Annotated in this window: 27 protein-coding genes; 18 read left to right on the forward strand and 9 right to left on the reverse strand. The window is 64.9% G+C overall.

What is annotated here, in order from left to right; translation table 11 throughout:
• Positions 1 to 145: 145 nt before the first annotated feature.
• The gene (locus tag M2331_RS02385) at positions 146 to 682 is read left to right on the forward strand and encodes a hypothetical protein (RefSeq protein ID WP_181558808.1); all 537 of its coding nucleotides are present in this window, start codon (positions 146 to 148) and stop codon (positions 680 to 682) included.
• 179 nt (positions 683 to 861) lie between these two features.
• Positions 862 to 1,938 (forward strand): ABC transporter substrate-binding protein, encoded by a 1,077-nt coding sequence (locus M2331_RS02390; protein ID WP_264592255.1) that lies wholly within the window; start codon positions 862 to 864, stop codon positions 1,936 to 1,938.
• A gap of 20 nt (positions 1,939 to 1,958) precedes the next feature.
• Here M2331_RS02390 and M2331_RS02395 read toward each other — a convergent pair whose 3' ends face one another.
• The 3 genes from M2331_RS02395 to gmk all read right to left on the reverse strand — a co-directional run bounded on the left by M2331_RS02395 (position 1,959) and on the right by gmk (position 5,080).
• Entirely contained in the window at positions 1,959 to 2,411 is a 453-nt protein-coding gene (locus tag M2331_RS02395; protein WP_181558809.1) for a YaiI/YqxD family protein, read from the reverse strand.
• Positions 2,408 to 4,207 (reverse strand): DEAD/DEAH box helicase, encoded by a 1,800-nt coding sequence (locus tag M2331_RS02400; protein ID WP_181558810.1) that lies wholly within the window; start codon positions 4,205 to 4,207, stop codon positions 2,408 to 2,410. Before M2331_RS02400 ends, M2331_RS02395 begins: the two co-directional genes overlap by 4 nt.
• Positions 4,208 to 4,399: 192 nt before the next feature.
• Positions 4,400 to 5,080, reverse strand: coding sequence for a guanylate kinase (gene gmk / locus M2331_RS02405; RefSeq protein WP_181558811.1), 681 nt, complete (start codon positions 5,078 to 5,080; stop codon positions 4,400 to 4,402).
• Positions 5,081 to 5,476: 396 nt separating this feature from the next.
• Between gmk and M2331_RS02410 the strand changes: the two genes are divergently transcribed.
• Positions 5,477 to 5,680, forward strand: coding sequence for a Flp family type IVb pilin (locus tag M2331_RS02410; RefSeq protein WP_264592256.1), 204 nt, complete (start codon positions 5,477 to 5,479; stop codon positions 5,678 to 5,680).
• A 111-nt stretch (positions 5,681 to 5,791) separates the two neighbouring features.
• Positions 5,792 to 5,980 carry a flagellar FlbD family protein gene (locus tag M2331_RS02415; RefSeq protein ID WP_181558812.1) on the forward strand — a complete coding sequence of 63 codons (189 nt, stop codon included), beginning with the start codon at positions 5,792 to 5,794 and terminating at the stop codon, positions 5,978 to 5,980.
• A gap of 20 nt (positions 5,981 to 6,000) precedes the next feature.
• On the opposite strand, the gene M2331_RS02420 is transcribed toward M2331_RS02415, so the two are convergent.
• From M2331_RS02420 to lepA, 4 genes are all read right to left on the reverse strand, one after another.
• The gene (locus tag M2331_RS02420) at positions 6,001 to 6,327 is read right to left on the reverse strand and encodes a hypothetical protein (protein WP_264578258.1); all 327 of its coding nucleotides are present in this window, start codon (positions 6,325 to 6,327) and stop codon (positions 6,001 to 6,003) included.
• 191 nt (positions 6,328 to 6,518) lie between these two features.
• A complete protein-coding gene (locus M2331_RS02425; RefSeq protein ID WP_181558813.1) occupies positions 6,519 to 6,713 on the reverse strand; it encodes a hypothetical protein in 195 nt (64 codons plus the stop codon).
• A 40-nt stretch (positions 6,714 to 6,753) separates the two neighbouring features.
• A complete protein-coding gene (locus tag M2331_RS02430) occupies positions 6,754 to 7,068 on the reverse strand; it encodes an alkylphosphonate utilization protein (RefSeq protein WP_181558814.1) in 315 nt (104 codons plus the stop codon).
• Positions 7,065 to 8,885, reverse strand: a complete 1,821-nt coding sequence (gene lepA, locus M2331_RS02435; protein WP_181558815.1) for a translation elongation factor 4 — start codon at positions 8,883 to 8,885, stop codon at positions 7,065 to 7,067. Before lepA ends, M2331_RS02430 begins: the two co-directional genes overlap by 4 nt.
• Positions 8,886 to 9,096: 211 nt before the next feature.
• Here lepA and M2331_RS02440 point away from each other — a divergent pair, with 211 nt between their 5' ends.
• From M2331_RS02440 to M2331_RS02455, 4 genes are all read left to right on the forward strand, one after another.
• Positions 9,097 to 9,858: a CsgG/HfaB family protein gene (locus tag M2331_RS02440; RefSeq protein ID WP_181558816.1), complete on the forward strand. Its 762-nt coding sequence runs from the start codon at positions 9,097 to 9,099 to the stop codon at positions 9,856 to 9,858.
• A gap of 167 nt (positions 9,859 to 10,025) precedes the next feature.
• Positions 10,026 to 11,324 carry an FAD-dependent oxidoreductase gene (locus M2331_RS02445; RefSeq protein ID WP_181558817.1) on the forward strand — a complete coding sequence of 433 codons (1,299 nt, stop codon included), beginning with the start codon at positions 10,026 to 10,028 and terminating at the stop codon, positions 11,322 to 11,324.
• Between the two features lie 437 nt (positions 11,325 to 11,761).
• Positions 11,762 to 13,930, forward strand: a complete 2,169-nt coding sequence (locus M2331_RS02450) for a TonB-dependent receptor (RefSeq protein ID WP_181558818.1) — start codon at positions 11,762 to 11,764, stop codon at positions 13,928 to 13,930.
• 127 nt (positions 13,931 to 14,057) lie between these two features.
• On the forward strand, positions 14,058 to 14,660 hold the full coding sequence (locus M2331_RS02455; RefSeq protein WP_220128500.1) for a nuclear transport factor 2 family protein: 603 nt from the start codon (positions 14,058 to 14,060) through the stop codon (positions 14,658 to 14,660).
• Positions 14,661 to 14,704: 44 nt separating this feature from the next.
• Here the strand turns inward: M2331_RS02455 and M2331_RS02460 are convergent, their stop codons facing one another.
• Positions 14,705 to 16,120 (reverse strand): AtzE family amidohydrolase, encoded by a 1,416-nt coding sequence (locus M2331_RS02460; RefSeq protein ID WP_264592257.1) that lies wholly within the window; start codon positions 16,118 to 16,120, stop codon positions 14,705 to 14,707.
• Complete coding sequence (locus M2331_RS02465) at positions 16,117 to 16,329, reverse strand: DUF4089 domain-containing protein (protein WP_181558819.1); 213 nt, start codon at positions 16,327 to 16,329, stop codon at positions 16,117 to 16,119. The genes M2331_RS02460 and M2331_RS02465 overlap by 4 nt, the downstream gene beginning before the upstream one ends.
• A 231-nt stretch (positions 16,330 to 16,560) precedes the next feature.
• Between M2331_RS02465 and M2331_RS02470 the strand changes: the two genes are divergently transcribed.
• From M2331_RS02470 to M2331_RS02515, 10 genes are all read left to right on the forward strand, one after another.
• Positions 16,561 to 18,171 carry a CocE/NonD family hydrolase gene (locus tag M2331_RS02470; protein ID WP_220128501.1) on the forward strand — a complete coding sequence of 537 codons (1,611 nt, stop codon included), beginning with the start codon at positions 16,561 to 16,563 and terminating at the stop codon, positions 18,169 to 18,171.
• The gene (locus tag M2331_RS02475; RefSeq protein ID WP_181558820.1) at positions 18,168 to 19,463 is read left to right on the forward strand and encodes a cytosine deaminase; all 1,296 of its coding nucleotides are present in this window, start codon (positions 18,168 to 18,170) and stop codon (positions 19,461 to 19,463) included. The genes M2331_RS02470 and M2331_RS02475 overlap by 4 nt, the downstream gene beginning before the upstream one ends.
• Positions 19,463 to 20,626: an acetylornithine deacetylase gene (gene argE / locus M2331_RS02480; RefSeq protein WP_181558821.1), complete on the forward strand. Its 1,164-nt coding sequence runs from the start codon at positions 19,463 to 19,465 to the stop codon at positions 20,624 to 20,626. Before M2331_RS02475 ends, argE begins: the two co-directional genes overlap by 1 nt.
• Positions 20,627 to 20,806: 180 nt before the next feature.
• Entirely contained in the window at positions 20,807 to 21,676 is an 870-nt protein-coding gene (locus tag M2331_RS02485) for a bifunctional 5,10-methylenetetrahydrofolate dehydrogenase/5,10-methenyltetrahydrofolate cyclohydrolase (protein ID WP_181558822.1), read from the forward strand.
• Positions 21,677 to 21,780: 104 nt separating this feature from the next.
• Positions 21,781 to 22,488 carry a TetR family transcriptional regulator gene (locus M2331_RS02490; protein WP_181558823.1) on the forward strand — a complete coding sequence of 236 codons (708 nt, stop codon included), beginning with the start codon at positions 21,781 to 21,783 and terminating at the stop codon, positions 22,486 to 22,488.
• Between the two features lie 166 nt (positions 22,489 to 22,654).
• Entirely contained in the window at positions 22,655 to 23,236 is a 582-nt protein-coding gene (locus M2331_RS02495) for an NAD(P)H-dependent oxidoreductase (protein ID WP_181558824.1), read from the forward strand.
• A 2-nt stretch (positions 23,237 to 23,238) separates the two neighbouring features.
• A complete protein-coding gene (locus M2331_RS02500; protein WP_181558825.1) occupies positions 23,239 to 24,027 on the forward strand; it encodes an ABC transporter ATP-binding protein in 789 nt (262 codons plus the stop codon).
• Positions 24,024 to 24,866 (forward strand): ABC transporter permease, encoded by an 843-nt coding sequence (locus tag M2331_RS02505; protein ID WP_181558826.1) that lies wholly within the window; start codon positions 24,024 to 24,026, stop codon positions 24,864 to 24,866. Before M2331_RS02500 ends, M2331_RS02505 begins: the two co-directional genes overlap by 4 nt.
• Complete coding sequence (locus M2331_RS02510) at positions 24,863 to 26,026, forward strand: hypothetical protein (protein WP_220128502.1); 1,164 nt, start codon at positions 24,863 to 24,865, stop codon at positions 26,024 to 26,026. The genes M2331_RS02505 and M2331_RS02510 overlap by 4 nt, the downstream gene beginning before the upstream one ends.
• Entirely contained in the window at positions 26,026 to 26,877 is an 852-nt protein-coding gene (locus M2331_RS02515; protein WP_181558827.1) for a bifunctional 5,10-methylenetetrahydrofolate dehydrogenase/5,10-methenyltetrahydrofolate cyclohydrolase, read from the forward strand. The genes M2331_RS02510 and M2331_RS02515 overlap by 1 nt, the downstream gene beginning before the upstream one ends.
• The last annotated feature ends 22 nt before the right edge of the window (positions 26,878 to 26,899 follow it).

Below are 26,899 nucleotides of genomic sequence, written 5' to 3' on the forward strand. Positions count from 1 at the left end.
TTGAAGTGTGGGGCTCGCATACTTGAATGAGCGCTTTGGCGTGGTAGCAGACATTTAGCGCAGAAATAAAGGCGCACTATTGTGTTTTGAGTTCCTGCGAGAGGCATAAATGTTTAGGCGCCCCCTACTAGCAATCGCTTTATCGATGTCCCATGCCCCCAGTGCGCAGGCTGGCGTCGCATCGCCTGTGCAGCGGGCAGGCTCAGAGAATTCCGAACAGATTTGCGTATCAATATTAGTTATTGAGGAGACGCTCACTGTTGGTCGAGGTCCAGATCAACTAAAAATCACCATGGGGCGAGGAGCTTGCGAGCCTAAAGAACCGGGAGTGTCTTCTCTTCATGTCAGTTCTGCAATCGCTGAAGAAGGAAGCGACGCGGTCATAGGCGAATTCTGTCCGGTATTTCTGACGAAGATAGAGCAGCTTTGGGCGGGACGTGCGCAACATCAAAATGGCGGGATGAATAAGCACGTTCAAACAGGACCTTTTAGAATTAGCGGCCAGAGCGATCTATTTAGCTTACACAGTAGCGCCGGACGCCGAGAGGCGATCCGGTGGCTAAAAGAGACCTTAAATGCAGTTCGACCGTGCTGGAATAATTTTCGCGATGATCGCTCGCTGGGCGCTGCCGTGCGGCTTTATGACAAGCTGGGCCTCGCCCCTCTTAGATTGACCAAGTGAAAGCGAGCATTTCAAGGGGCTTCGAGTCCGGAATACCGCGCTTAACGGGACACCCTCCAAACCCAGCCGTTCGAACTCCCCCGCCACCCCAGGCAAGGATCAATGCCGTTCCGTGCATTGTTGGCAGCGCCGCCGCTCGCTAGCCTCCCGCCGTCAAAAGCGATGTGAGGGAGAAGAGGATGTCGGCATTCAATCGGGCGATGAGCCATGGCCATGCGCGTCGGCGTGGGCGCGGCGTCCTGTTGGCCGGTCTCTCGCTTCTGCTTGCCGGCACCTCGGCCTGCACCCAGACGGATACGCCCGTGGCATCGGCGTCGGCGGCTTCCGCGACTGTCGCGCAGGCAGGTCCGATCCGCGCGTTCGGCAATCTCACCGTGTTCGAATTCGCCCCGCTCTTTATCGCCGCTGAATCCTATTATCCGGCTCCCGTCACGGTCGGGCGGGGGAGCGTTGCCAATCTTGTCGGCGAGCCCGGTGCGACGCCGGATGACAGCAGCGCGCCAGCCGACATCGCGACCAATGCCGAAACGCAGGCGCTGCGCTATTCGCTGCGCAATCCGGACATGCGGATCGTCATGACCGTCACCGAGGGGCTGTACCGCATCGTCGCGCGCAAATCGGCCGGCATCAACTCGCTGGCGGATCTCAAGGGCAAGCGGATTGCGACGATTTCCGTCACTTCGTCCGGCTTCTTCACCCAGAAGATGCTGAAAACCGTCGGCCTGTCCAGTGACGATGTCACCATGGTCGGCATGAAGCTGCCCGACATGCCGCAGGCACTGGCGGATCGAAAGGTCGATGCCGTGGCGATCTGGGAGCCGGAAGTCGAGCGCGCCGCGCAGGCGATTGGCGATGATGCCATCGAGTTCAGCGGCAAGGGCGTCTATCGCGAGCTGTTCAATCTCAACACCACCGCCGGTGCGCTGGCCAACCCGCAGATGCGGCGGAACATCGTCGTGATGGTCCGCGCGATCATCGATGCCACGCACGAGGTCCGCCGCGATCCCACACGGGCGCAGGAGCTGGTGGCGCAGAACAGCGGCTATCCGCTGGAGCTGGTCAAGCAGAGCTGGTCCCACCACAACTGGCTGGCGGACTGGACGGGCGACCTGCTCGATGTGCTGGAGGAAGAAGAAGCCTGGCTCGCCAAACAGGACAAGCGCACGCCCCGCACCCGCGCGCAACTCGCGACGCTGATCGACACGAGCGTGCTGGAGGAAGCCAAGGCTCTGCCACCGCTGCCCAAGCGGAAGTGACGTAGCCAGGGCCGTGGCCCTCAGCGCGACCGCTTCAGCCGCACGATCGTCTCATCCAGCGCCGAAAGAAAGCGTGAACGGTCGGCTTTGCTGAACGGTGCCGGGCCGCCGATGATGTCGCCGCCGGCGCGCAGATCGGCCATGATGGCGCGGGTCGCGATGGCGCTGCCGATGGAGGCGGTGGTGAAGGGCTTGCCGGTCGGAGCGATCACGCTCGCGCCGGCTTTCAGGCAGCGATCGGCGAGCAGAATGTCCGCGGTGATGCAGATTGTCGTCGGGCTGGCCTGCTCGGCGATCCAGTCATCGGCCGCATCGAAGGCGTCGGACACGACCACCCGCTCGACCAGCGGATGATCGGGGATGCGGATGCGCTGGTTGCTGACGATTTTGACCGGCGTCTCATGCCGAAACGCCACCCGGTAGATTTCTTCCTTCACCGGGCAGGCATCGGCATCGACGAGGATCGCGATCATCTATCCTTGCCGGGCTTCTTGTGCGCGAAGGGCTTGGCGCCACCCTTCCACTTGTTCGGGCCCTTCTTCTTGCCGGCGCCATGCGGGCCGGGCTGGGCCTGATCGGGGCGGCCACCATGCGGCCCGCGCGCGGCGGGTGCGCGATAGGGCTTGGGCGCATGGACGGGGCGGGCATTGTCGCGGCGATTGCGGCGCGCTTCCTCGCGGGGCTTGCCGTCGGTCGGCTGGATGTCGACCTCGTCATCCTCGCTGGCGGTGCGGCGCACGGCATCGAGGAAGCGCGCAGCGACGCCGCCCGCGACCTCGAACAAGGTTTCCTGCGCGGCGATGCGGATCGCGCCGATCTCTGTGCGGCTGATGTGGCCGCGCCGGCAGAGCAGCGGCAGGATCCAGCGCGGATCGGCATTCTGATTGCGGCCGACATTCAGGCGGAACCAGGCGCTCTGCTCGAAACCGGGGCGGGGACCGCGCGGTTCGGCGGGGGCATCGCTCCCCAGCAGATCTTCGGGCTCGGGCAGGCGGGCGCGATAGGCATGGGCCAGCATCGCGGCGACATCTTCCGGGCTGCGCTCGGCGAGCAACTGGCGGCCCAGCTCATGATCCTGCTCGCTCAGCTCGACCGGCGCGCGCAGCGTATCGAGCAGGCGCTGGGTATCGGCGCGGCGAATGTCCTCGGCGGAAGGCGGCGAAATCCAGTCCGCCTGAATGCGCGCGCCGCGCAGCATCGATTCCACCCGGCGGCGGCGCGGATAGGGCACGATGAGCACGGCGGTGCCCTTCTTGCCCGCGCGCCCGGTGCGGCCGGAGCGGTGCTGCAGCGTCTCGGCATCGCGCGGAATCTCGACATGGACAACCAGGCTCAGCGTCGGCAGGTCGATCCCGCGCGCGGCCACGTCGGTTGCGACGCACACGCGTGCCCGCCGGTCGCGCAAGGATTGCAGCGCCTGATTGCGCTCATTCTGGCTATGCTCGCCGGAAAGGGCAACGACCGCGAAGCCGCGCTCGACCAGCCCGGCATGGAGGTGGCGCACATTGTCGCGCGTGGCGCAGAACAGCATCGCCGTCTCGGCTTCGTGGAAGCGCAGCAGGTTCACCACGGCATGTTCGATGTCGGCCGGCGCCACAGCCATCGCCTGATAGCTGATGTCGCCATGGCCGCGCTCCTGCGTCACCGTCGAGATGCGCAGCGCGTCGCGCTGATAGCGCCGGGCAAGCGCCACGATGGGGGCCGGCATGGTCGCGGAGAAGAGCAGGGTGCGGCGCTCCTGCGGCGTGCCGTCGAGAATTTCTTCCAGATCCTCGCGGAAGCCCATGTCGAGCATCTCGTCGGCTTCGTCCAGCACCACCGCGCGCAGGGTGGAGAGGTTGAGGGCGCCGCGTTCCAGATGGTCGCGCAGGCGGCCGGGCGTGCCGACCACGATCTGCGCGCCATGCGAGAGCGCGCGGCGCTCCTTGCTCGCATCCATGCCGCCGACGCAGGTGGCGATGCGCGCGCCGGCCTTGCCATAGAGCCAGATCAGCTCGCGGCTGACCTGCAGCGCCAGTTCACGGGTAGGCGCGATGATCAGCGCCTGCGGCAGTCCGGGCGGCGCCATGCGCTCGCCATCTTCGAGCAGGTCGGTGGCAATGGCGAGGCCGAACGCCACGGTCTTTCCCGATCCGGTCTGGGCTGAGACGATAAGGTCGCGGCCATGCGCCTGCGCCTCAAGAACTTCGGCCTGAACGGGCGTGGGGTCGGCATAGCCGCGCTCGGCAAGGGCATTGGCGAGAAGAGGGGGGAGTGTGGAAAAGGGCATGTATCTCGCTAATCAAAAAAAGAGTGGAGCGGTGGACCATCCTCGCCGCAAAACCTGTTTCAAAGGCCTCATCTGCGCGCGTCATCCTGTTTGGTGGTCCGCCTTATGCGCCCCCCATACAGATATGGAGGGCATCTGGCTTGCAAAGTTTTGCGTAGCCGGGCCGATGGCCCCTGCGGGCCGGGCTGAGGGCTAGATTTCCTCGCGGTCGAGCTTGCGGATGAAGCCGATGATACCGGTCTGCCGGTGGCGCTTGAGCCGTTCGGCCTGCAGGATCGTGAGCACCTTGGCGAAGCAGGCTTCGGCATCGTCATTGACGAGCACATAATCATAGCCGTCCCAGTGCGCGATTTCGCTGTGCGCGCGCGCCATACGCCGCTCGATGACGTCGTTGCTGTCCGTGCCGCGTCCGCGCAGCCGCGCTTCCAGCTCGATCATCGAGGGGGGCAGGATGAACACGCGGACCACATCGCCGCCGGCCAGCTGGTGGAGCTGCTGCGCGCCCTGCCAGTCGATATCGAACAGCACGTCGTGCCCGGCTTCCAGCATCCCTTCCACCGGCGCGCGCGGCGTGCCGTAGCGATGATCGAACACATGCGCCCATTCGAGGAACTGGTTGTCCGTCACCATGGCGCGGAACCGCTCGAGATCGACGAAATGATAATCCTTGCCGTCGACTTCGCCGGGCCGCATCGGCCGGGTGGTGGCGGAGACGGACATGGTCAGGCCCGGATCATGCGCCAGCAGCTTGCGCGAGATGGTGGATTTGCCGGCCCCGGAAGGGGAGGACAGCACGAAAAGCATTCCCCGGCGCTTGAAGGATGCGGGCTGGGCAAGTGGATCGGCGGAAACGGGATCGGTCATGTCGGCCATGCTTGCTCCTGCCGTGAGTCTGCCGCCACGTCAATTGGCGGACTGAGACTTGGGCGGAGGAATCGCCTCCGCGCGCCCAGTCTGAAGGGATTTTGTGCAGATCGGTCGTCTTCCAGCGGCTTCGTTAAGCGCCCGTAAAGCCAGCGGTTGCTATGGGTTATGTCATTGGAGGATGACATGATTATGCGGATTCTCCGCACCGAGCGCGGAGCAAAGGCTTTGGAACTTGGGCTGGTAACCAGCCTCACCGGTATCGCGGCATTGATCGCCGTGGCCTCACTCGGTTTGGGCTGACGAGCCTTCCGCGCTCTTAGTCCAATGTCATCTGGCGCCTTCTCTTTACCACCTCTCCACCATTTGCGGCGACGTTGAACCGACAAATGTGAGGAGTGCCCCATGCCGCGTCAGATATCACCTGCCGTTGACCGTGAGCTGACGCTCTTTGATCGGCTGCCCGCAAATGAGCGGGGCGCGACGGCGGTGGAATATGGGCTGATCGCGGCGCTGGTGTCGCTGGCCTGCGTCATGGCGTTCCTGTCGCTCGGTATCAATCTCTCCGAGCTTTTCTTCGGCATCAGCAACAGCCTGTCGGGCCGATAAGGCGCGAGAAGCGGCAGCCTGCCGGATATTTTCCACCTTCGCGCGACGAGCAATTGCGTGGCGCGAGAATGCGCTTAGGCTGTCCCCAATCATAAGCAGGAGAGCGTGCCCATGTTCGTCAAGTTCACCAGCCCGGACCGCGCCCCCGTCGCCGTCAATGCGACGCAGATTTCGTTCATCTCCAATGTCGGCGAGGGCACGCGCATTCGCTTTGGCGAAGGCCGTAGCGTGACGGTCGTCGAGCCGCTCGATGAAGTGATCGACCGGCTGAACCGGACCAACCAGCTACCCGAAAGCTAGGGGACTAGCGCGCCGAGACTTCAGCTGCCCGCGTTGAGATTGATCGGGGGAGCAAGCGGATTAGTCTCATCCGGGTTGGCTTGGTTTGCACCCGCACCGCTCGCTTCGCCCGACAAAGCGGCCGCGATCATCGCTTCCCAAATCTCTTCATTGCCTGCGCTGGCCATTGCCGCGTCCGGCTCGCGCATCGTGCGGAGCACCGCGCGCGCGTCCTCAAGGCAGTCTTCCCATTCCAGGTCCACAGACCGGCTGGCGCTCGGCTCCGTGCCATCGGCATTCTCGCTCAGCCGCAGTCCGGCGAGCACGCGCGCAATGCGCTCTATCAGGGGCGTATGGGAAATGGGCATGGGGACGTCCTCCAGCATGGTCTCGCACAGGGGCACGCGGCCGCCGCGGACGCGACATGCCCACAACAGCTTTGTGCCACTTCCATCTCGCTTGGGAGCTGGCCCTGATGAGACGCTTGTGCGCCCCGAAGGTTGCCGGACGCTCGCTCGGACGGGCGCCATTTGCTGCTGGCAGGATTAGGGGCCGCGCCTTAACGCAGTTTCGCGATCGTCAGCCCGTCCGCCTTGGCGCGGTCCTTCACCGATTCCTCGCTGCGGGTCAGTGCCTTGGCGATGGCTTTCAGCGCCATGCCCTTCTTCGCCAGCGTGTGCAGCTTGTCGATCTCGGCGGCGGTCCAGGGCTGGCGATGCCGCTCGAAGCGTCCGCCTGCGTCAGTCTTTGCCATCAGGCTGCACTCCTTTGCGATGGGCGGCCCGGTACCGCGCTCACCGCTTCTTCACGAACTCAGCGCGCAGCACCAGCCCCTTGATGCCCTCGTAGCGGCAGTCGATTTCCTGCGGGTCACCGGTGAGGCGGATCGACTTGATCAGCGTCCCGCGCTTGAGCGTCTGCCCCGCGCCCTTCACGGTCAGATCCTTGATCAGCGTGACCTGATCGCCATCGGCCAGCAGATTGCCGACCGCGTCGCGCACTTCCACCGCATCGGCCGCGCCCTGCTTGGCGGCCAGTTCGGAAGCCGGCAGCCACTCGCCGCTGGCTTCATCGAACACATAATCCTCGTCGCTAGTCTGCTCGCTCAACTGTCGTCCCCCATTTTGAGCGCGGCGATGAAGGCTTCCTGCGGAATTTGCACGGAGCCATATTCGCGCATCCGCGCCTTGCCCTTCTTCTGCTTCTCCAGCAGCTTCTTCTTGCGGGTGATGTCGCCGCCATAGCATTTGGCGGTCACGTCCTTGCGCATCGCGGCGATGGTTTCGCGCGCGATCACCTTGCCGCCGATCGCCGCCTGAATGGGGATCTTGAAGAGGTGGCGGGGGATGAGGTCCTTCAGCCGCTCGCACATATGGCGGCCGCGCTCCTCAGCCACGCCGCGATGGACGATCATGCTGAGCGCGTCGACCGGCTCGTTGTTGACGAGGATGCTCATCTTCACCAGATCGCCCTCGCGCAGGCCGATCTGCTCATAGTCGAAGCTGGCATAGCCCCGGCTGATTGACTTGAGGCGATCGTAGAAGTCGAACACCACTTCGTTGAGCGGCAGTTCATAGCTCACCTGCGCGCGGCCGCCCACATAAGTGAGGCCGGTCTGGATGCCGCGCCGGTCCTGACAGAGCTTGAGGATGCTGCCGAGATATTCGTCCGGCGTGTAGATCGTCGCCCTGATCCAGGGCTCGTCGATCTGCTCGATGCGGCTGGGGTCTGGATAGTCCGCCGGATTGTGCAGCAGAATCTCGCGCGCGTCCTCGGTCTTCGATTTGCGCAGCTGGATGCGATAGACGACCGACGGCGCGGTGGTGATGAGGTCGAGGTCATATTCCCGCGTCAGCCGCTCCTGGATGATCTCGAGGTGCAGAAGGCCGAGGAACCCGGCGCGGAAGCCGAAGCCCAGCGCCGCGCTGCTCTCCATCTCGAAGGAGAAGCTGGCATCATTGAGCCGCAGCTTGGCGATGCTCTCGCGCAGCTTCTCGAAGTCCGCCGCATCGACGGGGAAAAGCCCGCAGAACACCACCGGCTGCACTTCCTTGAAGCCGGGCAGGGGCGTGGTCGCGCCGTTCTTCACCGTGGTGATCGTGTCACCCACGCGGGTCTGCGTGATTTCCTTGATCTGCGCGGTGATGAAGCCGATCTCGCCGGGGCCAAGCTCGGGCAGCGTCTCGATCTTGGGGCGGAAGCAGCCGACGCGGTCGACCAGATGCTCGGTGCCGCCGATCATGAACTTGATGTTCTGGCCCTTCTTGAGCACGCCGTTGATGACGCGCACGAGGATGACGACGCCGAGATAGGGGTCGTACCAGCTGTCGACCAGCATCGCTTCCAGCGGCTTGTCCCGGTCGCCACTGGGGGCGGGGATTTTCTTGACGATCGCTTCCAGAATCTCGTCAATGCCGATGCCGGCCTTGGCGGAGGCGAGCACCGCTTCGCTGGCGTCGATGCCGATCACGTCCTCGATCTCCGCCTTCACCTTCTCCGGTTCGGCGGCGGGCAGGTCAATCTTATTGATGACCGGCACGATTTCATGGTCATGCTCGATGCTCTGGTACACATTGGCCAGCGTCTGCGCTTCCACGCCCTGCGCGGCATCCACGACCAGCAGCGCGCCTTCGCACGCGGCGAGGCTGCGCGAGACTTCATAGGCGAAGTCGACATGGCCCGGCGTGTCCATGAGGTTGAGCTCATAGGTCTTGCCGTCGCTCGCGGTGTAATCAAGGCGCACGGTCTGGGCCTTGATGGTGATGCCGCGTTCCTTCTCGATATCCATGTTATCGAGCACCTGCGCGGTCATCTCGCGATCCGAGAGTCCGCCAGTGCGCTGGATCAAGCGGTCGGCGAGGGTCGACTTGCCATGGTCGATATGCGCGATGATGGAAAAGTTACGGATGTGGGCGAGGTCAGTCATTGCGCGCCGATAGCAGGCGGAAGGGTTCCGGCAAAGCCTTCTGAAAGAGGGCCCGCCGCGACCATTTCATACAAGACATGAGGAGCGCCGCCTGTCATGCGCCGCCGCCGTGCAGTCGTTAACCTTGTGCCGCCATTTTGCTGTGATAAACAGCGGGCCTTGTGGTTCGGCAGGGGCGTCGACTGCATAATCCTTGTGGGTGAGGTAATACATGAAACTATCGATCAAACTGGCGCTGGCGCTGTCCGCGATCGGCCTGGTGGTGCAGCCGGCCATGGCGCAATCCTCGGGGCGCAAGGCGCAGGACAAGGGCACGCGCGACATCCCGCGTTGCACCAAGAATCTGGGCACCGTCGCCATCGTCGAGCCGGACACGCAGTGGTGGCGCGAGCTGAGCCTCGGCAGCCCCGAAGCGATCCTGCGCATCTTCATCCAGCAGTCCGGCTGCTTCACGCTCGTTAACCGCGGGCGCTCGATGCAGAACCGCGCGATGGAGCGCGCCCTGGCCGATCAGGGTGAGCTGCAAGCCGGCAGCAACATCGGGCGCGGTCAGGTGAAGGCGGCGGACTATTTCCTCCAGCCGGATATCGTGACCTCCAACAAAAATAGCGGCGGCAACGCTCTTGGCGGCATGCTGGGCGGCTTCCTGGGCCGCAGCACGTTCGGCGCGCTGGCCGGCGGCATCAACATCAAGAAGAGCGAAGCCAATGTGACGCTCTCCATCGTGAACGCGCGCACCACGGTCGAGGAAGCGATGACCGAGGGCTATTCGCGCAAGTCGGATCTGAGCTTCGGTGCCGGCGGCGGCGCGGGCTGGTGGGGCGGTTTTGCCGGCGCGGCCGGCGGCGGCTACCAGAACACGGATATCGGCCAGGTCATCGTGCTGGCCTATCTGGATGCCTATACCAAGCTGGTGACCCAGCTCGGCGGTCTGCCCGCCAATGCCTCGGCAGCGGCGCCCGCTGCACGCTGAGCGGCATCGGTACATCGATCTGAAAGGGCGGGCCGAATGGTCCGCCCTTTTCGTTTGGGCGCGCCTATCTCTCCACGGGCGTCGCTCTCCTGCGCACGGCCCTTGCCTCGCGCGCAGCCTCGGTTAGGCTGCCCTGTGCAAGACACATTTTCTGGAGAGGCCGTTCCATGCGTCATATCGCCATCATCGGGTCTGGCCCTGCCGGCTATTATACCGCGGAAGCCTGCCAGAAGCAGTTCGGCGAGGATGTGGCGATCGACATCATCGACCGGTTGCCCGTTCCCTTCGGCCTTGTTCGCACCGGCGTCGCGCCGGATCACCAGTCCATCAAGGCCGTATCCCGCCGCTATGAAGCCGTGGCTTTGACCGACACGGTGCGCTTCGTCGGCAATCTCGTCATCGGGCGTGACGTGTCGATCCCGGAGCTTCAGGGCCTTTACGATGCGGTGATCCTCGCCACCGGCGCGCCGTCGGATCGCCCGCTGGGCGTGCCCGGCGACGATCTGCCCGGCGTCATCGGCAGCGCGGCCTTTGTCGGCTGGTATAATGGCCATCCCGATCATGCCGATCTCGCACCGCGGATCGACGAGCGGGATGTGGTCATCATCGGCAACGGCAATGTCGCCCTGGATTGCGCGCGCATTCTCGCCAAGACCGCGCGCGAGCTTGAGGAGAGCGATGTCGTCGCTCATGCCTATGACATTCTCAAAAAGGCGCAGCCCCGCTCGATCACCATCTTGGGTCGGCGCGGCCCGGCGCAGATTGCGATGACGCCCAAGGAGCTGGGCGAACTCGGCCGGCTGGAGCGCGCCTCCGTCCATGTCAATCCCGCCGATCTGCCGCCGACCTCGGTGGATGAGGCGCTGGAGCCGGGGCAGCGCAAATCGCTGGCGCTGCTCCGCCAGTTCGCCGAGCCATCGCCCGAGAAGGTGGTGGCGATCCGGTTCGATTTCTTCGTCGTTTCCGAGCGGGTGGAAGGGGAGGGCCGCGTCGAGCGGCTGGTGCTGGAGCGAACCCGGCTCGATGCGCAGCAGCAGAGCATCGGCACCGGCGAGCGCGTGACCATGCCGGCCGATCTCATCATCAGCTGCATCGGCTATCGCACGCCGCCCATTCCCGACGTGCCTTATGACGAGGCGCGCGGCCGCTTCGCCAATGAGGAGGGCCGCATTCGCCCGGGCCTTTATTGCGTCGGCTGGGCGCGGCGCGGGCCGAGCGGCACCATCGGCACCAACAAGCCCGATGGCTTCCTGATCGCCGAAGCCATCGCCGCCGACCAACCCACCGCCGCCGGCAAGCAGGGCCGGGCTGGCCTGGACGCGCTGATCGCCGAGCGCGATCTGGAGATCGTCACCTTCCGCGACTGGCAGAAGATCGACGAAGCCGAAATCGCCCAAGCCCGCTTGGGTGCCCCGCGCGAGAAGTTCGTACGGATCGCGGATATGGTGAAGGCGGGGCGGGGGTAGGGGGCGCTCTCCGGCCGCCGCTTCTTTGATCCCACTAATTATACATGCCCGCACCGGTCTCACCGTTGCGGCGACTCGGCTCGCGCATACGTCGCGCCACGGCACTTCGATTTGATCCTGCGGTCGCCGCCTGCTTTGGGTCGTGATCGTTCCGTTCTCGTGAAACCCCAATAAATCCGCCCTTTGAAGGTTGATCCACTCAGGCGCCGCACATTTGAGCCTCTGTCAAAAAATCGTCACGACCCTCTTTACATAAGTAAGCACGCTCTGCATACATACCAACGCCGAACGGGGAGGGCTCAACAGGATAAACATCGCTCACGCTGCGCGTGGGCTCGAGGCGGTAACCGATGTGAGCTCTGGCCTGCGGGCATGACAGGTTTATCTGGAGGAAGCCCACAATGTTGTTTGCACGCAAGCCCGAGGCATCTTTGGCGATGTCCCAAAAAGCGTTTCTCGCCCTTCTTCTGGCTTCGACGAGCGCGCCGCTGATGGCTGCCGATGCCGCAGACACCGCCGAAGGTGGCGACATCATCGTCACCGCCCAGCATCGCGAGCAGCGCGTCACCGAAGTGCCGATCAGCCTCAGCGTCGTGTCCGGCGCGCAGGCCGCTGAATCCGGCGCGTCGAGCACGCTCGATCTCGCCCGCTTGGTGCCCGGCCTTTCCATCGGCCAGAACTCGGGCGACGGCGACTTCCCGTTCATCTCGTTGCGCGGCGTCGCCATGCGCGACTTTGCCGACACCAATGAGAGCCCGTCCGCCGTTTATGTGAACGAGTTCTACAAGGCGAACCTGATGGGTCTCGATTCCCAGATGTTCGACATCAGCCGCATCGAGGTGCTGCGCGGTCCGCAGGGCACGCTTTATGGCCGCAACGCGACCGGCGGCCTCATCCACTTCATTGCCGCAGCGCCGACCGAGCAGCTGGAAGGCCATGTGTCCGTCACCTTCGCCGAGCGCAATCGCGTTCAGGCCGAAGCGGCGATCAGCGGCCGGCTGTTCGGCAACCTGCTGGGCCGCGTCAGCGTCTTCCGCCACCGTTATGATGGCTACATCAAGAACAATTTCCCGGGCGGGGAAGACGGCAACGCGCTCAACGCCAGCGCCATTCGCGGGCAATTGTCGAACCAGTTCGCGGACAATCTGAGCGCCGAGCTGTTCGTGCAATATTACAAGAACGACAATGAAGCGGGTAACATGTTCACCCACATTGCTGTGACGCAGGACCCGGTGACGGGCCTCTCCACCCGCAATCCGGGCGGCGTCGACTCCTTCGGCTATGGCGACAGCAAGCCGCTGGAGACGAACACCAACTTCGATGCCTATATGCGCTCGGAGCAGTTCACCGCCATCGGCAAGATCAAGGCGGACCTCGGCTTTGCCGAGCTGACCTCCATCACCGGCTTCGAGAAGGGCAAGAAGGACGCGGCGTTCGACAGCGACTCCACGCCCGGCGCACGCTCGACCGAAGTTCACCCGCGCGCCGAGCAGTTCTCGCAGGAGCTGCGCCTGGCGGGCGTGAACGGGCCGCTCACCTGGGTCACCGGCCTCTATTATTTCGACTATAATGTGAACGGCTATCAGCGCCGCACCACCTCGGCCGCCGCCGGTCCGCGCCGTCCGGTCTATTATGATCTGGACAGCGAGAGCTGGGCGATCTTCGGCAATGTCGACTATGCGCTGACCTCGACCCTCACCGCGACGGGCGGCGTGCGCTATACCGAGGAAGACAAGGAATACGACCTCAACAACACGGACACCGGACCGGTGTTCAACACCACCACGGTCGGCGATCTCGCCAAGCGCAACGATGACAGCACGAGCTTCACGGCGCGGCTGAGCTGGGCGCCGCAGCGCGGGCAGCTGTTCTATGCGGGTGTGGCGCGCTCGTTCAAGGCCGGCACCTTCAACGTCGGTTACACGTCGCTTCCGCTCTCGGCCATCTCGGTCCGCCCCGAACGGCTGACCAGTTACGAAGCCGGCGCCAAGTTCGCCACCTACGACAATCGCTACAGCATCAGCGGCGCGGTGTTCCATTACCAGTATAAGGACAGCCAAGCCTACCAGTTCGATGGCGTGTCGCTCTCCTCGACCACATTCAACCGCGATGCCGAGATCACCGGTGCCGAAGCCGAGTTCGCGGCAGAGCCGGTGCAGAATCTGCGCCTGCGTGGATCGCTGACCTATCTGGATGCCAAGCTGCTCGACGTGCAGCTGCCCGGCCTCGCCAATAACGGCCCGGTGGTCGATCGGCGGATGCCGTTGGCCCCCAAATGGTCGTGGAACCTGACGGCCAATTATCGCGTGCCGAACGTGCTTGGCGGCACGCTCGGTCTGCAGGGCGACATCGCCTATAAGGGCGTGCAGTATTTCGACGCCTTCAACAGTCCCAGCCAGCGTGAGGCAGCCTACGCCTTGTCAAACGTCCGCCTCTCCTGGACCGATGCAAGCGACTCGCTGACCCTCGCTGTCTTTGCCGAGAATGTGACGGACAAGCGCTATCGCACCGCCGCGTTCGACCTCGCATTCCTCGGCATGGCGACCGAAGTCTGGGGCCGTCCGCGTTGGATTGGCGGCAGCATTTCCTATCGCTTCGGCAGCTAGAGCCTCGGGTCGCATCCGATCGCTCAATCGCCGTGGTGTCAGTGCAAGCCGACACCACGGCGATTTACTTTTGGGGCAAGACGCCCGCACATGGAGCGGGCCAAAACAGCGGCAAGGGAACCAAGGCATGAGGATCGTCCGAGCATCGCGCAGCCGCTGGGTCTGTATCGCGGCCGCCTGCGCGGCCCTGTCCCCGATGCCGGCCATTGCCGAGCAGGCGGCTCCCGCAAAACCCAGCGTCATCTACACCGGCAAGATGGAGGCGCGCGGCACGACGCGCGCGCAATATCAGCGCCTGATCCTCGATCTCGCGCATGTCTGGGCGGATTGTGACGCGGACCTGATGCGCCGCATTCTGACGGACGATGTCGATTTCTCCTATCCCGGCCGCCGCCTGATCGGCCGCGATGCCGCGCTCGCTGACCTCGAGGGCTTCTGCAAGGTCGCGACGGACCGCAGCATCTACTTCCCCGCCGACGCCTTCTATATCGATGTGCGCAATGGTCGCGTGGCGGCGGAAGTCCAGTTCCGCGTCACCCAGAATGGCGAGAAGCAGGTCGTCAACGACGTGTGGATCGCCACGGTGCGCAAGGGGCGCATCGCGATCATCAAGGAGTATCTGGATGGGCGCGTGCGCCTCCTCCAGGCCGAGGGCAAGCTCACTTATGGCGAGGACGCGCCGTTCCTCACGCCCTGGCCGCCCCGCGTGGAGCAGCCGGCAAAGCCTTGAAGGTTACCCCTGACGCTCAGCCCCTGATGCCCAAGGCCTGAGCTTCAGGCGTTTTCCGATACCGGCGCGCAATGTGCCACGCTGGAGACGGCCACGCCGGCTGCTTCCAGCCGCGCCGCGATCTGGAAAATCTTGGCCTCGGCCCAAGGCGCGGCGATGATCTGGACGCCCACCGGCATGGGGCCGCTGGTCATCACCGGCGCGGTCAGCACGGGCAGGCCGATATAGCTGATCGGCTGGGTGTAGATGCCGACATGCGCGCGGGCGAGCATCTCCTTGCCGCCCAGATTGAGGGTCTGCTGGCCTAGCTTGAGCGCGGCGCAGGGCGTGGCAGGCGCGAGCAGGACGTCATAGTGCGCGAAGGCCCGGCGCGCCGCCTCGCGGAATCGGTAGCGGAAGCGCTGGGCCTGCACGACGAGGGTGGAAGGGAGCAGCGCGCCGGCGAACAGGCGATCGCGCGTCGCCGGATCGAACTGGTCCGGGCGCTGGCGCAGGGCATCGATGTGCAGATTGCCGCCCTCGGCCGCCGTGATGACGAAGGCCGCATAGCGAGCGATCTCGGCTTCATCGAGCTCGACATAGCGATCCGCATTCAGGGCGTCGGCAACCTTGTCCACGGCTTCCAGCGCGACATCCTCGGCATTGCCCCGGAACCAGCCGCCCAGAACGCCGACGCGGAACGCATCGGTGTCTTCGCCAAGTCGGTCCAGAACCGGCTCGGGCGCGGCCGTCGAGCAAACGGGATCGCGTGGGTCCGGCCCTTGCAGCACGTCATAGGCCAGCGCGAGATCGGCCACGCTGCGGGTCATCGGCCCGATATGATCGAGGCTGGACACGAACGGGAAGGTGCCCGCACGCGAGAGGCGACCATAAGTTGGCTTGAGCCCGAACAGGCCGCAGAAGGAGGCGGGTACGCGGATCGACCCGTTGGTGTCCGATCCCATGCCGATATGCGCGAGGCCCGCTGCGACGGCAGCGGCTGCCCCCCCCGACGAGCCACCGGCGAGCCGCTCGAGATCATGCGGATTGCGGGTCGGGCCGAAGAAATCATTCTCGGTCGTGAAGCCGTAGGCGAACTCATCCATGTTGGTCGATGCGACGATGATCGCGCCGGCCTCGCGCAGCAGCCTTACGGCGGTTGCGTCTTCGGTGGCAGGCGGGGCCTCGCGGCGCATCTTGGCGCCGGCCAGCGTCACCTCGCCAGCAATGTCGAACAGGTTTTTCACCACGACCGGCACGCCCGCCATGGGGCCGCCGGACTCGCCGCCCGCAATCGCGGCATCGAGCGCCGCTGCCGCAGCCAGGGCCGACTCGGAAAAGACGGCTGTGCAGCTGTTGATCAGCGGATCGAGCCGTTCGATCCGCGCCAGCATGTCGCGCACCACATCGGATGCGCTGAACGTCCCCGCATTCACCCCGGCGGCGATCTGCGCCGCGCCCATTGCTGCAAAATCGGTCATGGCCGGAACACCGGCGCGGCTTCCAGCGCGGGATCAAGCTCAAGGGCGAGCAACGGGGCGCTCTGGACGAGGATGAGGTGAAGATTGTTAATGACGCCCTCGCGATATTCGGCCGGCACCGGCAAGCCGATGATTTCCGGCGCGGCCGCCACATAAATGGCCACTCCGTCCCGATCGCTGATCTGGTTTTGCTTTTGCGTATTCGTCATTTGATCCTTGTCCGGACGACCGGCGGGCTGAAATCTTTGGAAATCAGATGTTTCCTGGTGCCGGTCGGCGCCGGCAGAATCTTTTATGCATAATTTGCTCACTTAGGCAATTGTGCAGTTGCTGCATCGCGATTAGCCTTTGGGTTAAGACAGGCGCGGCGCTGCCCCGCGCCGGACCGGAATGCTGGATCGAAAATGATGATGGATACGCGCCCCCCTGAACTCCTCTCCATGACGACGCGTGACGGCGTGCGGCTGGATGCGGACGTGTATCGGCCCGCGCCAGCGGGAGATTATCCCGTGCTGCTGATGCGCCAGCCTTATGGGCGGCGGATCGCGACGACGGTCTGCTTCGCGCATCCGGCCTGGTATGCGGCGCAGGGCTATATCGTCGTGATTCAGGATGTGCGGGGCCGAGGGACATCTGAGGGCGCGTTCGCGCTGTTCGAGCAGGAAGCGGCGGACGGCGAGGATGCGATCAACTGGGCGGCGGGCCTGCCCGGATCGACCGGTGCGGTCGGCATGTACGGCTTCTCCTATCAGGGCGTGACCCAACTCCTCGCTGCGGCGACGCTGCCGCCTGCGCTCCGGGCGATCGCCCCGACGATGGTCGGCTGGGATTTGCGGCAGGACTGGGCGTATGAGAACGATGCCTTCTGCCTCGCCGCCAATATCGGCTGGGCGGTACAGCTTGCGGCGCAGAACGCCAAGCATGCCGGGGATGCCGACGCCTTTGCCGATCTGGCGCAGGCCGCGCGCTCTCTTGCACTGGGGCACAGTAATCACGCGCGGCCCGACATTCTGCATCGCCACGCGCGCCACGTGCCATTCTATCGCGACTGGCTCGACCGGGATTTTGCGGACCCTTATTGGGCGCGCATTTCCCCCTCTGCCCATGCGGATCGCCTGACAAAGAGCGGGCCGCCGGCGCTGTTCGTGACCGGCTGGTACGACACCCATCTCCCCGGCACCGTCGCGGCCTATCGGGCCTATGAGCAGGCGGGACGTGCCGACTCTGCGCTGGTCGTGGGGCCGTGGACGCATTTCCCCTGGGGGCGCCGGCTTGGCGGCAAGGACTTTGGCGAGGCGGCCATCGGAGAGATCGACCAGTTGCAGCGGGCATGGTTCGACCAGCACCTCAAGGGGGAGGGGGAAGCGATTGCGCCCGCCCGCGCCGTGCGGCTGTTCGACATGGGTCGCGAGGTCTGGCGGGATTTTCCGGCATGGCCCGGCGGTCAGCAATGCTGGCAGATCGGCAGCGCCGGTCGCGCGGCGCTGGACGAGCGCGACGGCGTTCTGGCGCCGGGCTGCGAGCCGCAGGCACCGGCGGATTATCTGGTCCACGATCCCTGGCGCGCCGTGCCGACCACCGGCGGGGCCTTCGGTGCCGTGCCGGGACCGGTTGACCGCACCGATGTGGATGCCCGGCCGGATGTGCTCACCTACACCAGTCCGCCGATGGCGGCGCCCGTAACGCTGGCGGGCGAGACGGTCGCTGCGCTGGAGGTAACAGCCGATTGCCCGAGTTTCGACCTGAGCTGCATCCTCACCATCGTCGATGAAGCCGGGCGCAGCCAGCATCTGACGGAAGGCTACGCCCATTTCGCGGTCGCGCCCGACGGCCCTACCACTGTGCGCTTGCGCCCGACTTGTGCGACGATCCCCGCCGGAGCTCGCGTGCGGCTGGCGGTTTCGGCAGCGTCCTTCCCGGCCTATCCCATCAATCCCGGCACTGGCACGCGACCGGTGGATGCCGGCGTGGAAGAAGCGGGCGTCATCACCCTTCGATTAAACCTGCCCGAGAGCCGGTTGCTGCTGCCCATGCTGGAGGACACGCTATGATGCCCCAAGATCTGCCCCCGCATGATCTCGCTCCGGGCGAGCCGTTCGTCCTGCGCGGGGTGCATGTACCGGCCACCTTCACGGCCTTTGAGGGCGGCGCGGAGATCGTGACGGCTGACATCGGCATCGAACAGGGGCGGATCGCCTTTGTTGCGCCGTCGCTGGCCGAGACGCCGAGCGCGTGGCGCGATATCCGGCTCGATCGCATGATGGTCTGGCCCTGTTTCGTGGAAGCGCATACCCATCTCGACAGCACGCAAATCTGGGCGCGCTCCCCCAATCCCGATGGCACGTTCGGCTCTGCGGCCAGCGCGATCATCGCCGACCGCGAAACCCACTGGACGGCGGATGACATGCGCCGGCGCATGGATTTCGGCCTGCGCTGTGCCTATGCCCATGGCGTACGCGCGATGCGCACCCACCTTGCATCCCAGAACGAGCAGATCGAGCAGCGCTGGGAGATTTTCTCTGAAGTGCGCGCAGCCTGGGCCGGGCGGATCGAGCTGCAGGCCGTGCCGCTGATTTCCACCGATGTGCTGGCGGACGATGTCTGGTTCGCGCGGGTGCTCGATGTCGTGCGCCGTCATGGCGGCGTTCTGGGCGGCTTCGCGCATGTCTCGCCGCTGGTCGATGCCAGCCTCGAACGACTGTTCGACGCGGCAGACAAATACGGCCTCGCGCTGGACTTCCACGCCGACGAGACGGACGACGCCACCTCGGACATCGTGCGCCGGGTCGCAACGCTTGCCGACCGGCGGGGCGGGGCGATGCAGGTGATGGTCGGCCATTGCTGCAGCCTCGCCGTGCAGGACGAGGCAGAGGTGGACCGCACGCTGGACCTGATGGCGCGCGCCGGGCTTTCCGTGGTCAGCCTGCCGGGCTGCAACCTCTATCTGCAGGCGCGGTCGCCGGGTCGCACGCCGCGTTGGCGCGGCGTCACCCTGCTGCACGAGATGGCCGCGCGCGACATTCCCATCTGCATCGGCGGCGACAATTGCCGCGACCCCTATAATCCCTATGGCGACTTCAATCCGCTCGAATCCTTTCAGGATGCGGTGCGGATCGCGCATCTCGATCATCCGGTGGGGGACTGGCCGCGCAGCGTCACCACCACGCCCGGCGCGCTGGTTTCGCAGGCGCAGGCGATTGTCGCCGGTGCGCCTGCCGATCTCGTTCTCTATCGCGCGAAGAGCTATAATGAGCTGTTCGTGCGCCATGGCGCGGGCCGTCTCGTCATGCGCGACGGCGTCTTCATCGATGCCCCCCTCCCTGACTTTAGCGAGCTGGACTGATGCTGGATCATGCGCTCGAAATTCTGGAAACGCTGGTCGCGTTCGACACGACGTCCAGCAAATCCAATCGCGCCCTCATCGATTGGGTCGCCGCGCGGCTCGCCGAGCGAAACATCCCCTATTGGCTGGTAGAGGATGCGGATGGCGGGAAGGCCAATCTGCTCGCGCGGATCGGGCCGGATGTGCCGGGCGGGATCGTCCTGAGCGGGCATAGCGATGTCGTGCCGGTCGATGGCCAGCCGTGGACCAGCGATCCCTGGACGGTGACCCGCAGGGAAGGCCGGCTCTACGGGCGCGGCGTGGCGGACATGAAGGGGTTCATCGCGCTGGCGCTCGCGCTGATCGACACGCCGGCGGTGCAATCCCTGCAGCGCCCGCTGATCCTCGCGATCACCTATGATGAAGAGGTCGGCTGCCTTGGCGCGCCACATCTGCTCGATCAAATGGCCGGGTTCGTGCCCGCGCCGGCCCTGGCGATCATCGGTGAGCCGACCAGCATGAAGATATTGTCGGTCCACAAGGGCATGCGGGTGTTCGACGTCACGGTGACCGGGCGGGAAGCGCACAGCAGCCAGCGCGATCAGGGGGTCTCCGCAATCGCAGCTGCTGTCCAGCTGATGAGCCTGATCGGCCAGATGAATGCGCAGGCGCAGGACGCGATCCGGGCCGACGATCCATGCAGCCCGCCGGGTACGACGCTTTCGGTCGGCATCGTCAATGGCGGCACGGCGGCGAACATCCTCGCGCGCCAGTGCACCTTCCGCTGGGATCTGCGCTCGCCCAGCGAGGCCGAAGCCGACGGCTATGAAGCGCGCTTTCGGGCCGCGGCGCAGGCGCTGGATGCCCGCATTCGCGCGCGTGCGCCGGAGGGCGGGATTGTGATCACCCAACTGGCCAGCGCGCCGCCGTTGGAGCTGGATCGGGACAGCGCCGCTGAATCCTTCGTGCGGTCGTTGACCGGCGATAATGGGCTGAGCGGCGCGGCCTTCGTTGCGGAAGCGGGGCTTTATCAGAAGATCGGCATCCCGGCGGTGCTGTGTGGGCCGGGCTCCATCCTCCAGGCCCACCAACCGGACGAGTGGATCGAGATCGACCAGCTGCGCGCCGGTGCGGACTTCCTCATGCGTCTCGCGGATCGTCTGTCGGGCGAGGCCAAAGGTTAACGAAACTGGCCCGGCTTATTTGCAAAACATGCTTACTTATGTAAGGGTTCTGGCCGTGCAGAGCCCTCTGCGCGTCCGGCGGTCGGATCGATCCAGCCGGAAGAAGCCGATGATGTGCAGGTGGATCGTGAGACGCCGAACCCTTAACCGCTCCGGGCCCGCGCCAAGGACCACCGCGCGATGACGCGGATTGTCGATGGCCACGCTGCCGCCCGGCGCCTGCTGGCGCAAACCGCGCAAAATTCGGCCCTTGCCCGGGCAAGCCTGGGTCGCGCTCCGCGTCTCGCGCTGCTCATGATGGGGGAGGCGGCGCCTGCCCGCGCATATGCCGCGCGCATCGAAGAGTTCGCCGGGCTGGCCGAGGTCGACGCCATGATCGTCTCCGGCCCCGCCGATGGCTCATTGGCGCAGATGCAGGCGCTGGTGCGCCAGTTGAATGCCGATCAATCGGTCGATGGTATTCTGCCGCTCACACCCTTCCCGTCCGGCATCGCGATGGCGGACATCGCTGCAATTCTCTCGAGCCAGAAGGACGTCGATGGCTTGACTCCGCTTAACGCCGGCCAGCTAGCGGCGGGGCTGGAGGGCCTGTTCCCCTGCACGCCACAAGCCGCAGTGCTGCTCGCGGAGGAGGTGCTGGGCGATCTGCGCGGACTCAATGCCACCGTCGTCGGCGCCTCGGCCAGCGTCGGGCGCCCGCTCGCGCAATTGCTGCTCCAGCGCGGTGTGACCGTGACGATCGCGCATATCGATACGCGCGATCTGGTGGCAGCCTGCCAGACGGCGGACCTGCTGTTCGCCGCGGCCGGCCGGGCGGGGCTGATCGGCGCGCGCCATGTGCGGCCGGGCGCCACGGTTATCGATATCGGCATCAATCTCGTGACGCAGGCAGATGGCAGCCGGCGCATTCTGGGCGATGTCGATCTTGCCGCCGTCGACGGGGTTGCAGCCGTGATCTCGGCCGTTCCCGATGGTGTCGGCCCGCTGACGACGGCATTCCTGCTGGCGAATACCGTGCTGGCAGCGCAAAGGCGGCACGCAGGGGCTTGAGGGGCAAGCGGCGATAGGGTCAACAAGGGGCCGGCGTGGGCCGGGTCATATGAAGAGGATGGGACGTGGCGAGACAACCGAGCGTAAGAGGACCGAAAGCAGCGGTGCGGAAGACTGTCGGCGCGCGTGCCGCCAGGACGCAGGTCGCTGAACCGGCCGACGATGCGAAGGGTCTGCGCCGCACGCGGGATGCGGCTGGCACGCGCAAGAAGATTCTGGAAGCCGCCATCGAGGAATTCGCCGAGCGCGGGCTGAGCGGCGCGCGCATCGATTCGATCGCACAGCGCTCCGGTGCCAACATGCGGATGATCTACCATTATTACGGCAATAAGGAGCAGCTTTACGTCTTCGTGCTCGACCATGTGTATGAGGACATCCGCAAGAAGGAAGCGGCGCTGAATCTCGCGAACCTCGAACCGTATGAGGCGATGATGAAGCTGTTCAACTTCACCTACTCGCACTTTGCGGCCAACCCGCATGTCATCTCATTGTGGACCGGGGAAAACCTGCAGCAGGGTGCCTATCTCTCCACCTCGATGCGCGCGCCGACGCTGAGTTCACCGCTGATGGACGCCATCAAGGAGACGCTCGCGCGGGGCGTGGAGCAGAAGGTGTTTCGCGAGGATATCGATCCGCTGCAACTCTATGTGTCGATGGTTGCGCTGTCCTATTTCCACCTGTCCAACGTCTACACGCTCTCGGCGATCTTCAGTGCCAACCTGCACAGCGAGCGCTGGAAATCGGAACGCCGGCGCCACGCCCAGGAGATGCTGAGCGCCTACCTCCTGTCCAGCGCCAAGCCGGACACATGAGGACGACGCGGGAGACTCATCGGCGCTGTCGGTGTATTTCCGTCTTAGTGCCGGCGCATGTCTCAGCGGTATGAACAGATAAGTCATTGAATCATAACACTGAAAAATAGCAGAGCGGCCAAGTGTCAGTCTTGTCTTAGTAAGCAGTTTATGTATAACTATCGGCATGAAAGTTCATGTCATATATGCCTATCCGCTGAAGACGGGCCTCGCGGTCGACATTCACAACACGGTTGTCTCCAGCCTCATCGAGGCGGGGCACGAGGTCGATGATCTGGATCTCTATGCAGAGAATTTCGATCCGGTCCTCAATGAGGAAGACCGGACGATCTATCATGACGTTACGATCAACCAGCGCCGCATCAAGCCCTATGTCGACCGGCTGCAGGCCGCCGATGCCGTGGTGCTCTGCCATCCGGTCTGGAACTTCGGCTGGCCGGCGATGCTCAAGGGCTATTTCGACCGGGTGTTCCTGCCCGATGTCTCGTTCAAGATGGTGGACGGCAAGCTGACGCCGGGCCTCGCCAATATCCGCAAGCTGACCAGCGTGACGACCTATGGCGTCGACCGGCTGCGGGCGCTTTACCTGTTCGACCCGCCGCGCTCGAATGCCACGCGCTTCCTGCGCGTTGTGTGCAACAAGAAGGTGAAGGTGGATTATCTCGCCCTCTATGGGATCAATAACATGACGGAAGCGCGCGCGGCCAAGTTCCTGGCGAAGGTCCGCAAAGAAATGCTGGCTTTCTGATCATGGGCGATCGCCGCGTTGACCCGAATCAGGGCGCGGCCGACGCCGCCGCGCCGATCGTTTCCTTCCAGGACGTCTCGCTGACGTTCGGGACAGGCGTCGAGGCCCTGCGGGGCATTAATCTCGATATCCGCCCCAGCGAATTCATCAGCATTTTGGGGCCCTCGGGCTGCGGCAAGTCCACCTTGCTGCGCATCGCCGCCGGGCTGATCGACTATACCGACGGGGCGCTTCATGCGGATCGCTCTCACATCGCCTTCACCTTTCAGGATGCGACGCTGCTGCCCTGGCGCACGGTGCGCCGAAATGTCGAGCTTCTGCTGGAATTGCGCGGCGTCGGGCGGGAGGAGCGGCGCCGGGTGGCGCAGGAGAAGATCGCGCTGGTCGGCCTGAGCGGCTTCGAGGAGCAATATCCCAAGCACCTTTCGGGGGGCATGAAGATGCGCGTCTCGCTGGCCCGCGCCCTGACCCTCGATCCCACGCTGTTCATGTTCGACGAGCCCTTCGGCGCGCTGGACGAGATCACCCGCGAGCGGCTCAACGATGAAGTGCAGACCCTGCAGTTGCGTCAGCAGTTCGCGGCGATGTTCGTGACGCACTCCGTGTCGGAGGCGGTGTTCATGTCGTCCCGCGTCATCGTGATGTCTGCGCGACCGGGCCGCATTGTCGGCACCTACGACATCCCGTTCCCGTTTCCGCGCGACGATGCGGTGCGCTTCTCGCCGCAATTTGCGGAACTGTGCGGCACGCTCTCGGCGGCGCTGCGGGATGCATCGGGAGGCGTGGAATGACCAAAGCGACCTATTTTCCGCCCCGCGCCGCTCGCACTAAGGCCAGTCCTGCTGCTCGCTGGGTCGCGCGACTGCTGCCCCCGCTGCTGCTCGGCCTCCTGCTCGCGGCCTGCTACGCTTATGCGCGCGCTGGCCTTGAGGAGTATCGCCAATTCCTGATGCCCGGCCCCAGCGAAATCTGGGAAGGCGCCTTCGCTTCAGCCGCCGTGCGCGCGGAACTGCTGCGTGCGGCTGGCGTGACGGCGCAGATCGCGCTCACGGGTCTGGCCGTTTCGATTCCCGGCGGCATGCTGCTCGGCGTCCTCATGTTCCGCTCCTTCTGGATCGAGCGGGCCGTCGCGCCCTATCTGGTGGTGCTACAGTCGATCCCGGTGCTGGCGATCATTCCGCTCATCCAGTCGCTGCTTGGCTTTGGCTTTTTGCCCAAGGTGCTGATCGTCGCCCTGTTCACCTTCTTCGCCATTCCCACCACGCTGCTGCTCGGCCTCAAGAGCCTCGACAAGGGCATCGGGGAGCTGTTCCGGCTGGAAGGGGCAGGCTGGGGCACGACGTTGCTCAAGGCGGGCATCCCCTCCGCGCTGCCATCGCTGTTCGCCGGCATTCGCATTGCGGCGAGCCTCGCGGTGATCGGCGCCATCGTCTCCGAGCTGTTCTTCGTTTCGGGCGATGGCGGGCTGGGCCAGATGCTGGTGAACTCGAAGATCGATTTCCTCTACGAGCAGATGTATGCGGCGCTCATCGTCTCGGCAGTGATGTCGATCGGCGTCTATCTGTTCTTCGGCTGGCTCGGCGACCGGCTCTTCTCTCACTGGCATGATTCGGCCGGGGCGAAGGGATGATGCGGCGGGCACGTCATGCCGTGTTGGCCGCGCTGGCCTTGCTCGGCGCGGGCGCGCAGGCTGCGCCGGTCGCGCCGGGCGCCTTCGCCCGGGAGCATTACCGCACACCGTTGGCCAGGGTCTGCCCCAATCCGGTCGTCGTGCAGCTCGACTGGTTGCCGCAGGCCGAGCATGGCGGGCTGTTCCAGCTGATTGGCGGCGGGGGCAAGATGAGCCAGGGGCGCTACCAAGGCCCGCTCGGCGCGACCGGGATCGACCTGCTGATCCTGGTGGGCGGCAAGGGCATCGGCCTTGGCGATGCTGAGACGCCGTTTTCCGCGCTCTACATGGGCAATAGCCGCGCGGGCCTGCGTCCGCATCTGGCGCTGGTCGATCAGGATAATGCCTTCATCTTCTCGCGCCGCTTCCCCGCTACGGGCGTGGTGGCGATGCTCGAGAAATCGCCCATGGGTCTGTTCTGGGACCGCGCGACCTATCCGCGCGGCTTCCGGTCGGTGGCGGACCTGCGGGCGTTCGTACGGTCAGGGAAAGGCAAGATCTACCTCTCCACCACGCGACGCACATTCGGGCGCTATCTCATCAATAACGGCCTGCCCAAGGATGCGGTGCAGGAAGGCTATAATGGCGACGCCGAAACCTTCGTGCTGAACCGTGGGCGCTGGCTTAATCAGGGCAGCGTCACCAGCGAGGGCTATCAGTTCGCTCATGGCAAGCGCTGGAACAAGCCGGTGGATTTCCTGCTGCTCTCGGACATGGGCTATCCGCTTTATCCCGGTATGGTCTCGGTCGCGACAAACCGGCTCAACGAGCTGGCCCCGTGCCTCAAGGGGCTGGTGCCGCTGCTCCAGCGCGCGCAGGTGGATTACATCCGCGCGCCGGGCGAAGTGAACGACCTGATCTACCGCTTCAACGAGGGCGGCTTCGCGGCGCCCTGGTGGAAGACCTCGCGCGAGTTGCTGGCGGCGGCCTCTGCCGTTTCGCTCTCGCGCGGCATCGTCGGCAACGGGCCGAACAAGACTTTGGGCGATTTCGACATGACCCGCAGCAATGTGCTCCTCTCCCGGCTCAAGCCCTATCTCGACATCCGCGCCAAACCGAATGTGAAGCCGCAGGATGTGGTGACCAACCGCTTCATCGATCCCTCGGTCGGCCTGCGCTGATGCCCGTGATTCTCGATGGCGATGCCACCGCGGCAGCATGGCGCACACGGATCAAGGCGCGGGCGGACGAGAGCGCATTCATGCGGTCGGGGCACAGGCCTTGCCTCGTCACGGTGCTCGTGGGCGATGATGAGGCAAGCCGGGCCTATGTCTCGCGCAAGCATCAGGATTGCGAGGCGCTTGGCTTTGCCTCCCGCCAGATCGATCTCCCCGCCAGCATCCCGCAGGCCGATCTGCTGGCGCTGATCGACATCCTCAACCGGGACGACGCCTGTCACGGTCTGATCGTCCAATTGCCGCTGCCTGCGCACCTCGATGCCGGCGCGGTGATCGAGGCGATCAGCCCGGACAAGGATGTGGACGGGCTCCACCCCCTCAATCTGGGGCGGATGTTGGCCGGTCAACCTGCGTTGCGGCCCTGCACGCCAAGCGCGATCCTCGCTCTGCTGCGTGAGTATGACGTACCTCTCGCCGGGCGCCGCGTCGCGATCATCGGGCGCGGGCTGCTGGTCGGTCGGCCGCTCGCGGCGATGCTGACGGATACGGATGTCGATGCGGTCGTCACCGTGCTTCATCGCGGCACGGCGGATTTGGCACCCGTGCTGCGCGAAAGCGATGTGATTATCTCGGCAGCCGGCCAGCCCGATCTTGTGCGCGCCGACATGGTGCGGCCCGGCGCCTGCGTCGTCGGCGTCGGGATCACCTATGTCGATGGGCAGATGGTGTCGGACATTGCCGATAATGTCGCGCAGGTGGCCGGCTGGGTCACGCCGCGCCACGGCTCCGTGGGGCCGATGACCCGTGCAATGTTGATGCGCAATCTGCTGGACGCGGCGCTCAGCCTGAGCTGAGCGCCGCCGCCGGTTTTCCGTC

Source organism: Sphingobium sp. B10D7B, assembly GCF_025961955.1.
Taxonomy (GTDB): Bacteria; Pseudomonadota; Alphaproteobacteria; order Sphingomonadales; family Sphingomonadaceae; genus Sphingobium.

Bases quoted from the DNA above. Each gene is read 5' to 3' on its own strand.
- M2331_RS02385 (WP_181558808.1), top strand. From the start codon at position 146: ATGTCCCATGCCCCCAGTGCGCAGGCTGGCGTCGCATCGCCTGTGCAG.
- M2331_RS02390 (WP_264592255.1), top strand. From the start codon at position 862: ATGTCGGCATTCAATCGGGCGATGAGCCATGGCCATGCGCGTCGGCGT.
- M2331_RS02395 (WP_181558809.1), bottom strand. From the start codon at position 2,411: ATGATCGCGATCCTCGTCGATGCCGATGCCTGCCCGGTGAAGGAAGAA.
- M2331_RS02400 (WP_181558810.1), bottom strand. From the start codon at position 4,207: ATGCCCTTTTCCACACTCCCCCCTCTTCTCGCCAATGCCCTTGCCGAG.
- gmk (WP_181558811.1), bottom strand. From the start codon at position 5,080: ATGGCCGACATGACCGATCCCGTTTCCGCCGATCCACTTGCCCAGCCC.
- M2331_RS02410 (WP_264592256.1), top strand. From the start codon at position 5,477: ATGCCGCGTCAGATATCACCTGCCGTTGACCGTGAGCTGACGCTCTTT.
- M2331_RS02415 (WP_181558812.1), top strand. From the start codon at position 5,792: ATGTTCGTCAAGTTCACCAGCCCGGACCGCGCCCCCGTCGCCGTCAAT.
- M2331_RS02420 (WP_264578258.1), bottom strand. From the start codon at position 6,327: ATGCCCATTTCCCATACGCCCCTGATAGAGCGCATTGCGCGCGTGCTC.
- M2331_RS02425 (WP_181558813.1), bottom strand. From the start codon at position 6,713: ATGGCAAAGACTGACGCAGGCGGACGCTTCGAGCGGCATCGCCAGCCC.
- lepA (WP_181558815.1), bottom strand. From the start codon at position 8,885: ATGACTGACCTCGCCCACATCCGTAACTTTTCCATCATCGCGCATATC.
- M2331_RS02440 (WP_181558816.1), top strand. From the start codon at position 9,097: ATGAAACTATCGATCAAACTGGCGCTGGCGCTGTCCGCGATCGGCCTG.
- M2331_RS02445 (WP_181558817.1), top strand. From the start codon at position 10,026: ATGCGTCATATCGCCATCATCGGGTCTGGCCCTGCCGGCTATTATACC.
- M2331_RS02450 (WP_181558818.1), top strand. From the start codon at position 11,762: ATGTCCCAAAAAGCGTTTCTCGCCCTTCTTCTGGCTTCGACGAGCGCG.
- M2331_RS02455 (WP_220128500.1), top strand. From the start codon at position 14,058: ATGAGGATCGTCCGAGCATCGCGCAGCCGCTGGGTCTGTATCGCGGCC.
- M2331_RS02460 (WP_264592257.1), bottom strand. From the start codon at position 16,120: ATGACCGATTTTGCAGCAATGGGCGCGGCGCAGATCGCCGCCGGGGTG.
- M2331_RS02465 (WP_181558819.1), bottom strand. From the start codon at position 16,329: ATGACGAATACGCAAAAGCAAAACCAGATCAGCGATCGGGACGGAGTG.
- M2331_RS02470 (WP_220128501.1), top strand. From the start codon at position 16,561: ATGACGACGCGTGACGGCGTGCGGCTGGATGCGGACGTGTATCGGCCC.
- M2331_RS02475 (WP_181558820.1), top strand. From the start codon at position 18,168: ATGATGCCCCAAGATCTGCCCCCGCATGATCTCGCTCCGGGCGAGCCG.
- argE (WP_181558821.1), top strand. From the start codon at position 19,463: ATGCTGGATCATGCGCTCGAAATTCTGGAAACGCTGGTCGCGTTCGAC.
- M2331_RS02485 (WP_181558822.1), top strand. From the start codon at position 20,807: ATGACGCGGATTGTCGATGGCCACGCTGCCGCCCGGCGCCTGCTGGCG.
- M2331_RS02495 (WP_181558824.1), top strand. From the start codon at position 22,655: ATGAAAGTTCATGTCATATATGCCTATCCGCTGAAGACGGGCCTCGCG.
- M2331_RS02500 (WP_181558825.1), top strand. From the start codon at position 23,239: ATGGGCGATCGCCGCGTTGACCCGAATCAGGGCGCGGCCGACGCCGCC.
- M2331_RS02505 (WP_181558826.1), top strand. From the start codon at position 24,024: ATGACCAAAGCGACCTATTTTCCGCCCCGCGCCGCTCGCACTAAGGCC.
- M2331_RS02510 (WP_220128502.1), top strand. From the start codon at position 24,863: ATGATGCGGCGGGCACGTCATGCCGTGTTGGCCGCGCTGGCCTTGCTC.
- M2331_RS02515 (WP_181558827.1), top strand. From the start codon at position 26,026: ATGCCCGTGATTCTCGATGGCGATGCCACCGCGGCAGCATGGCGCACA.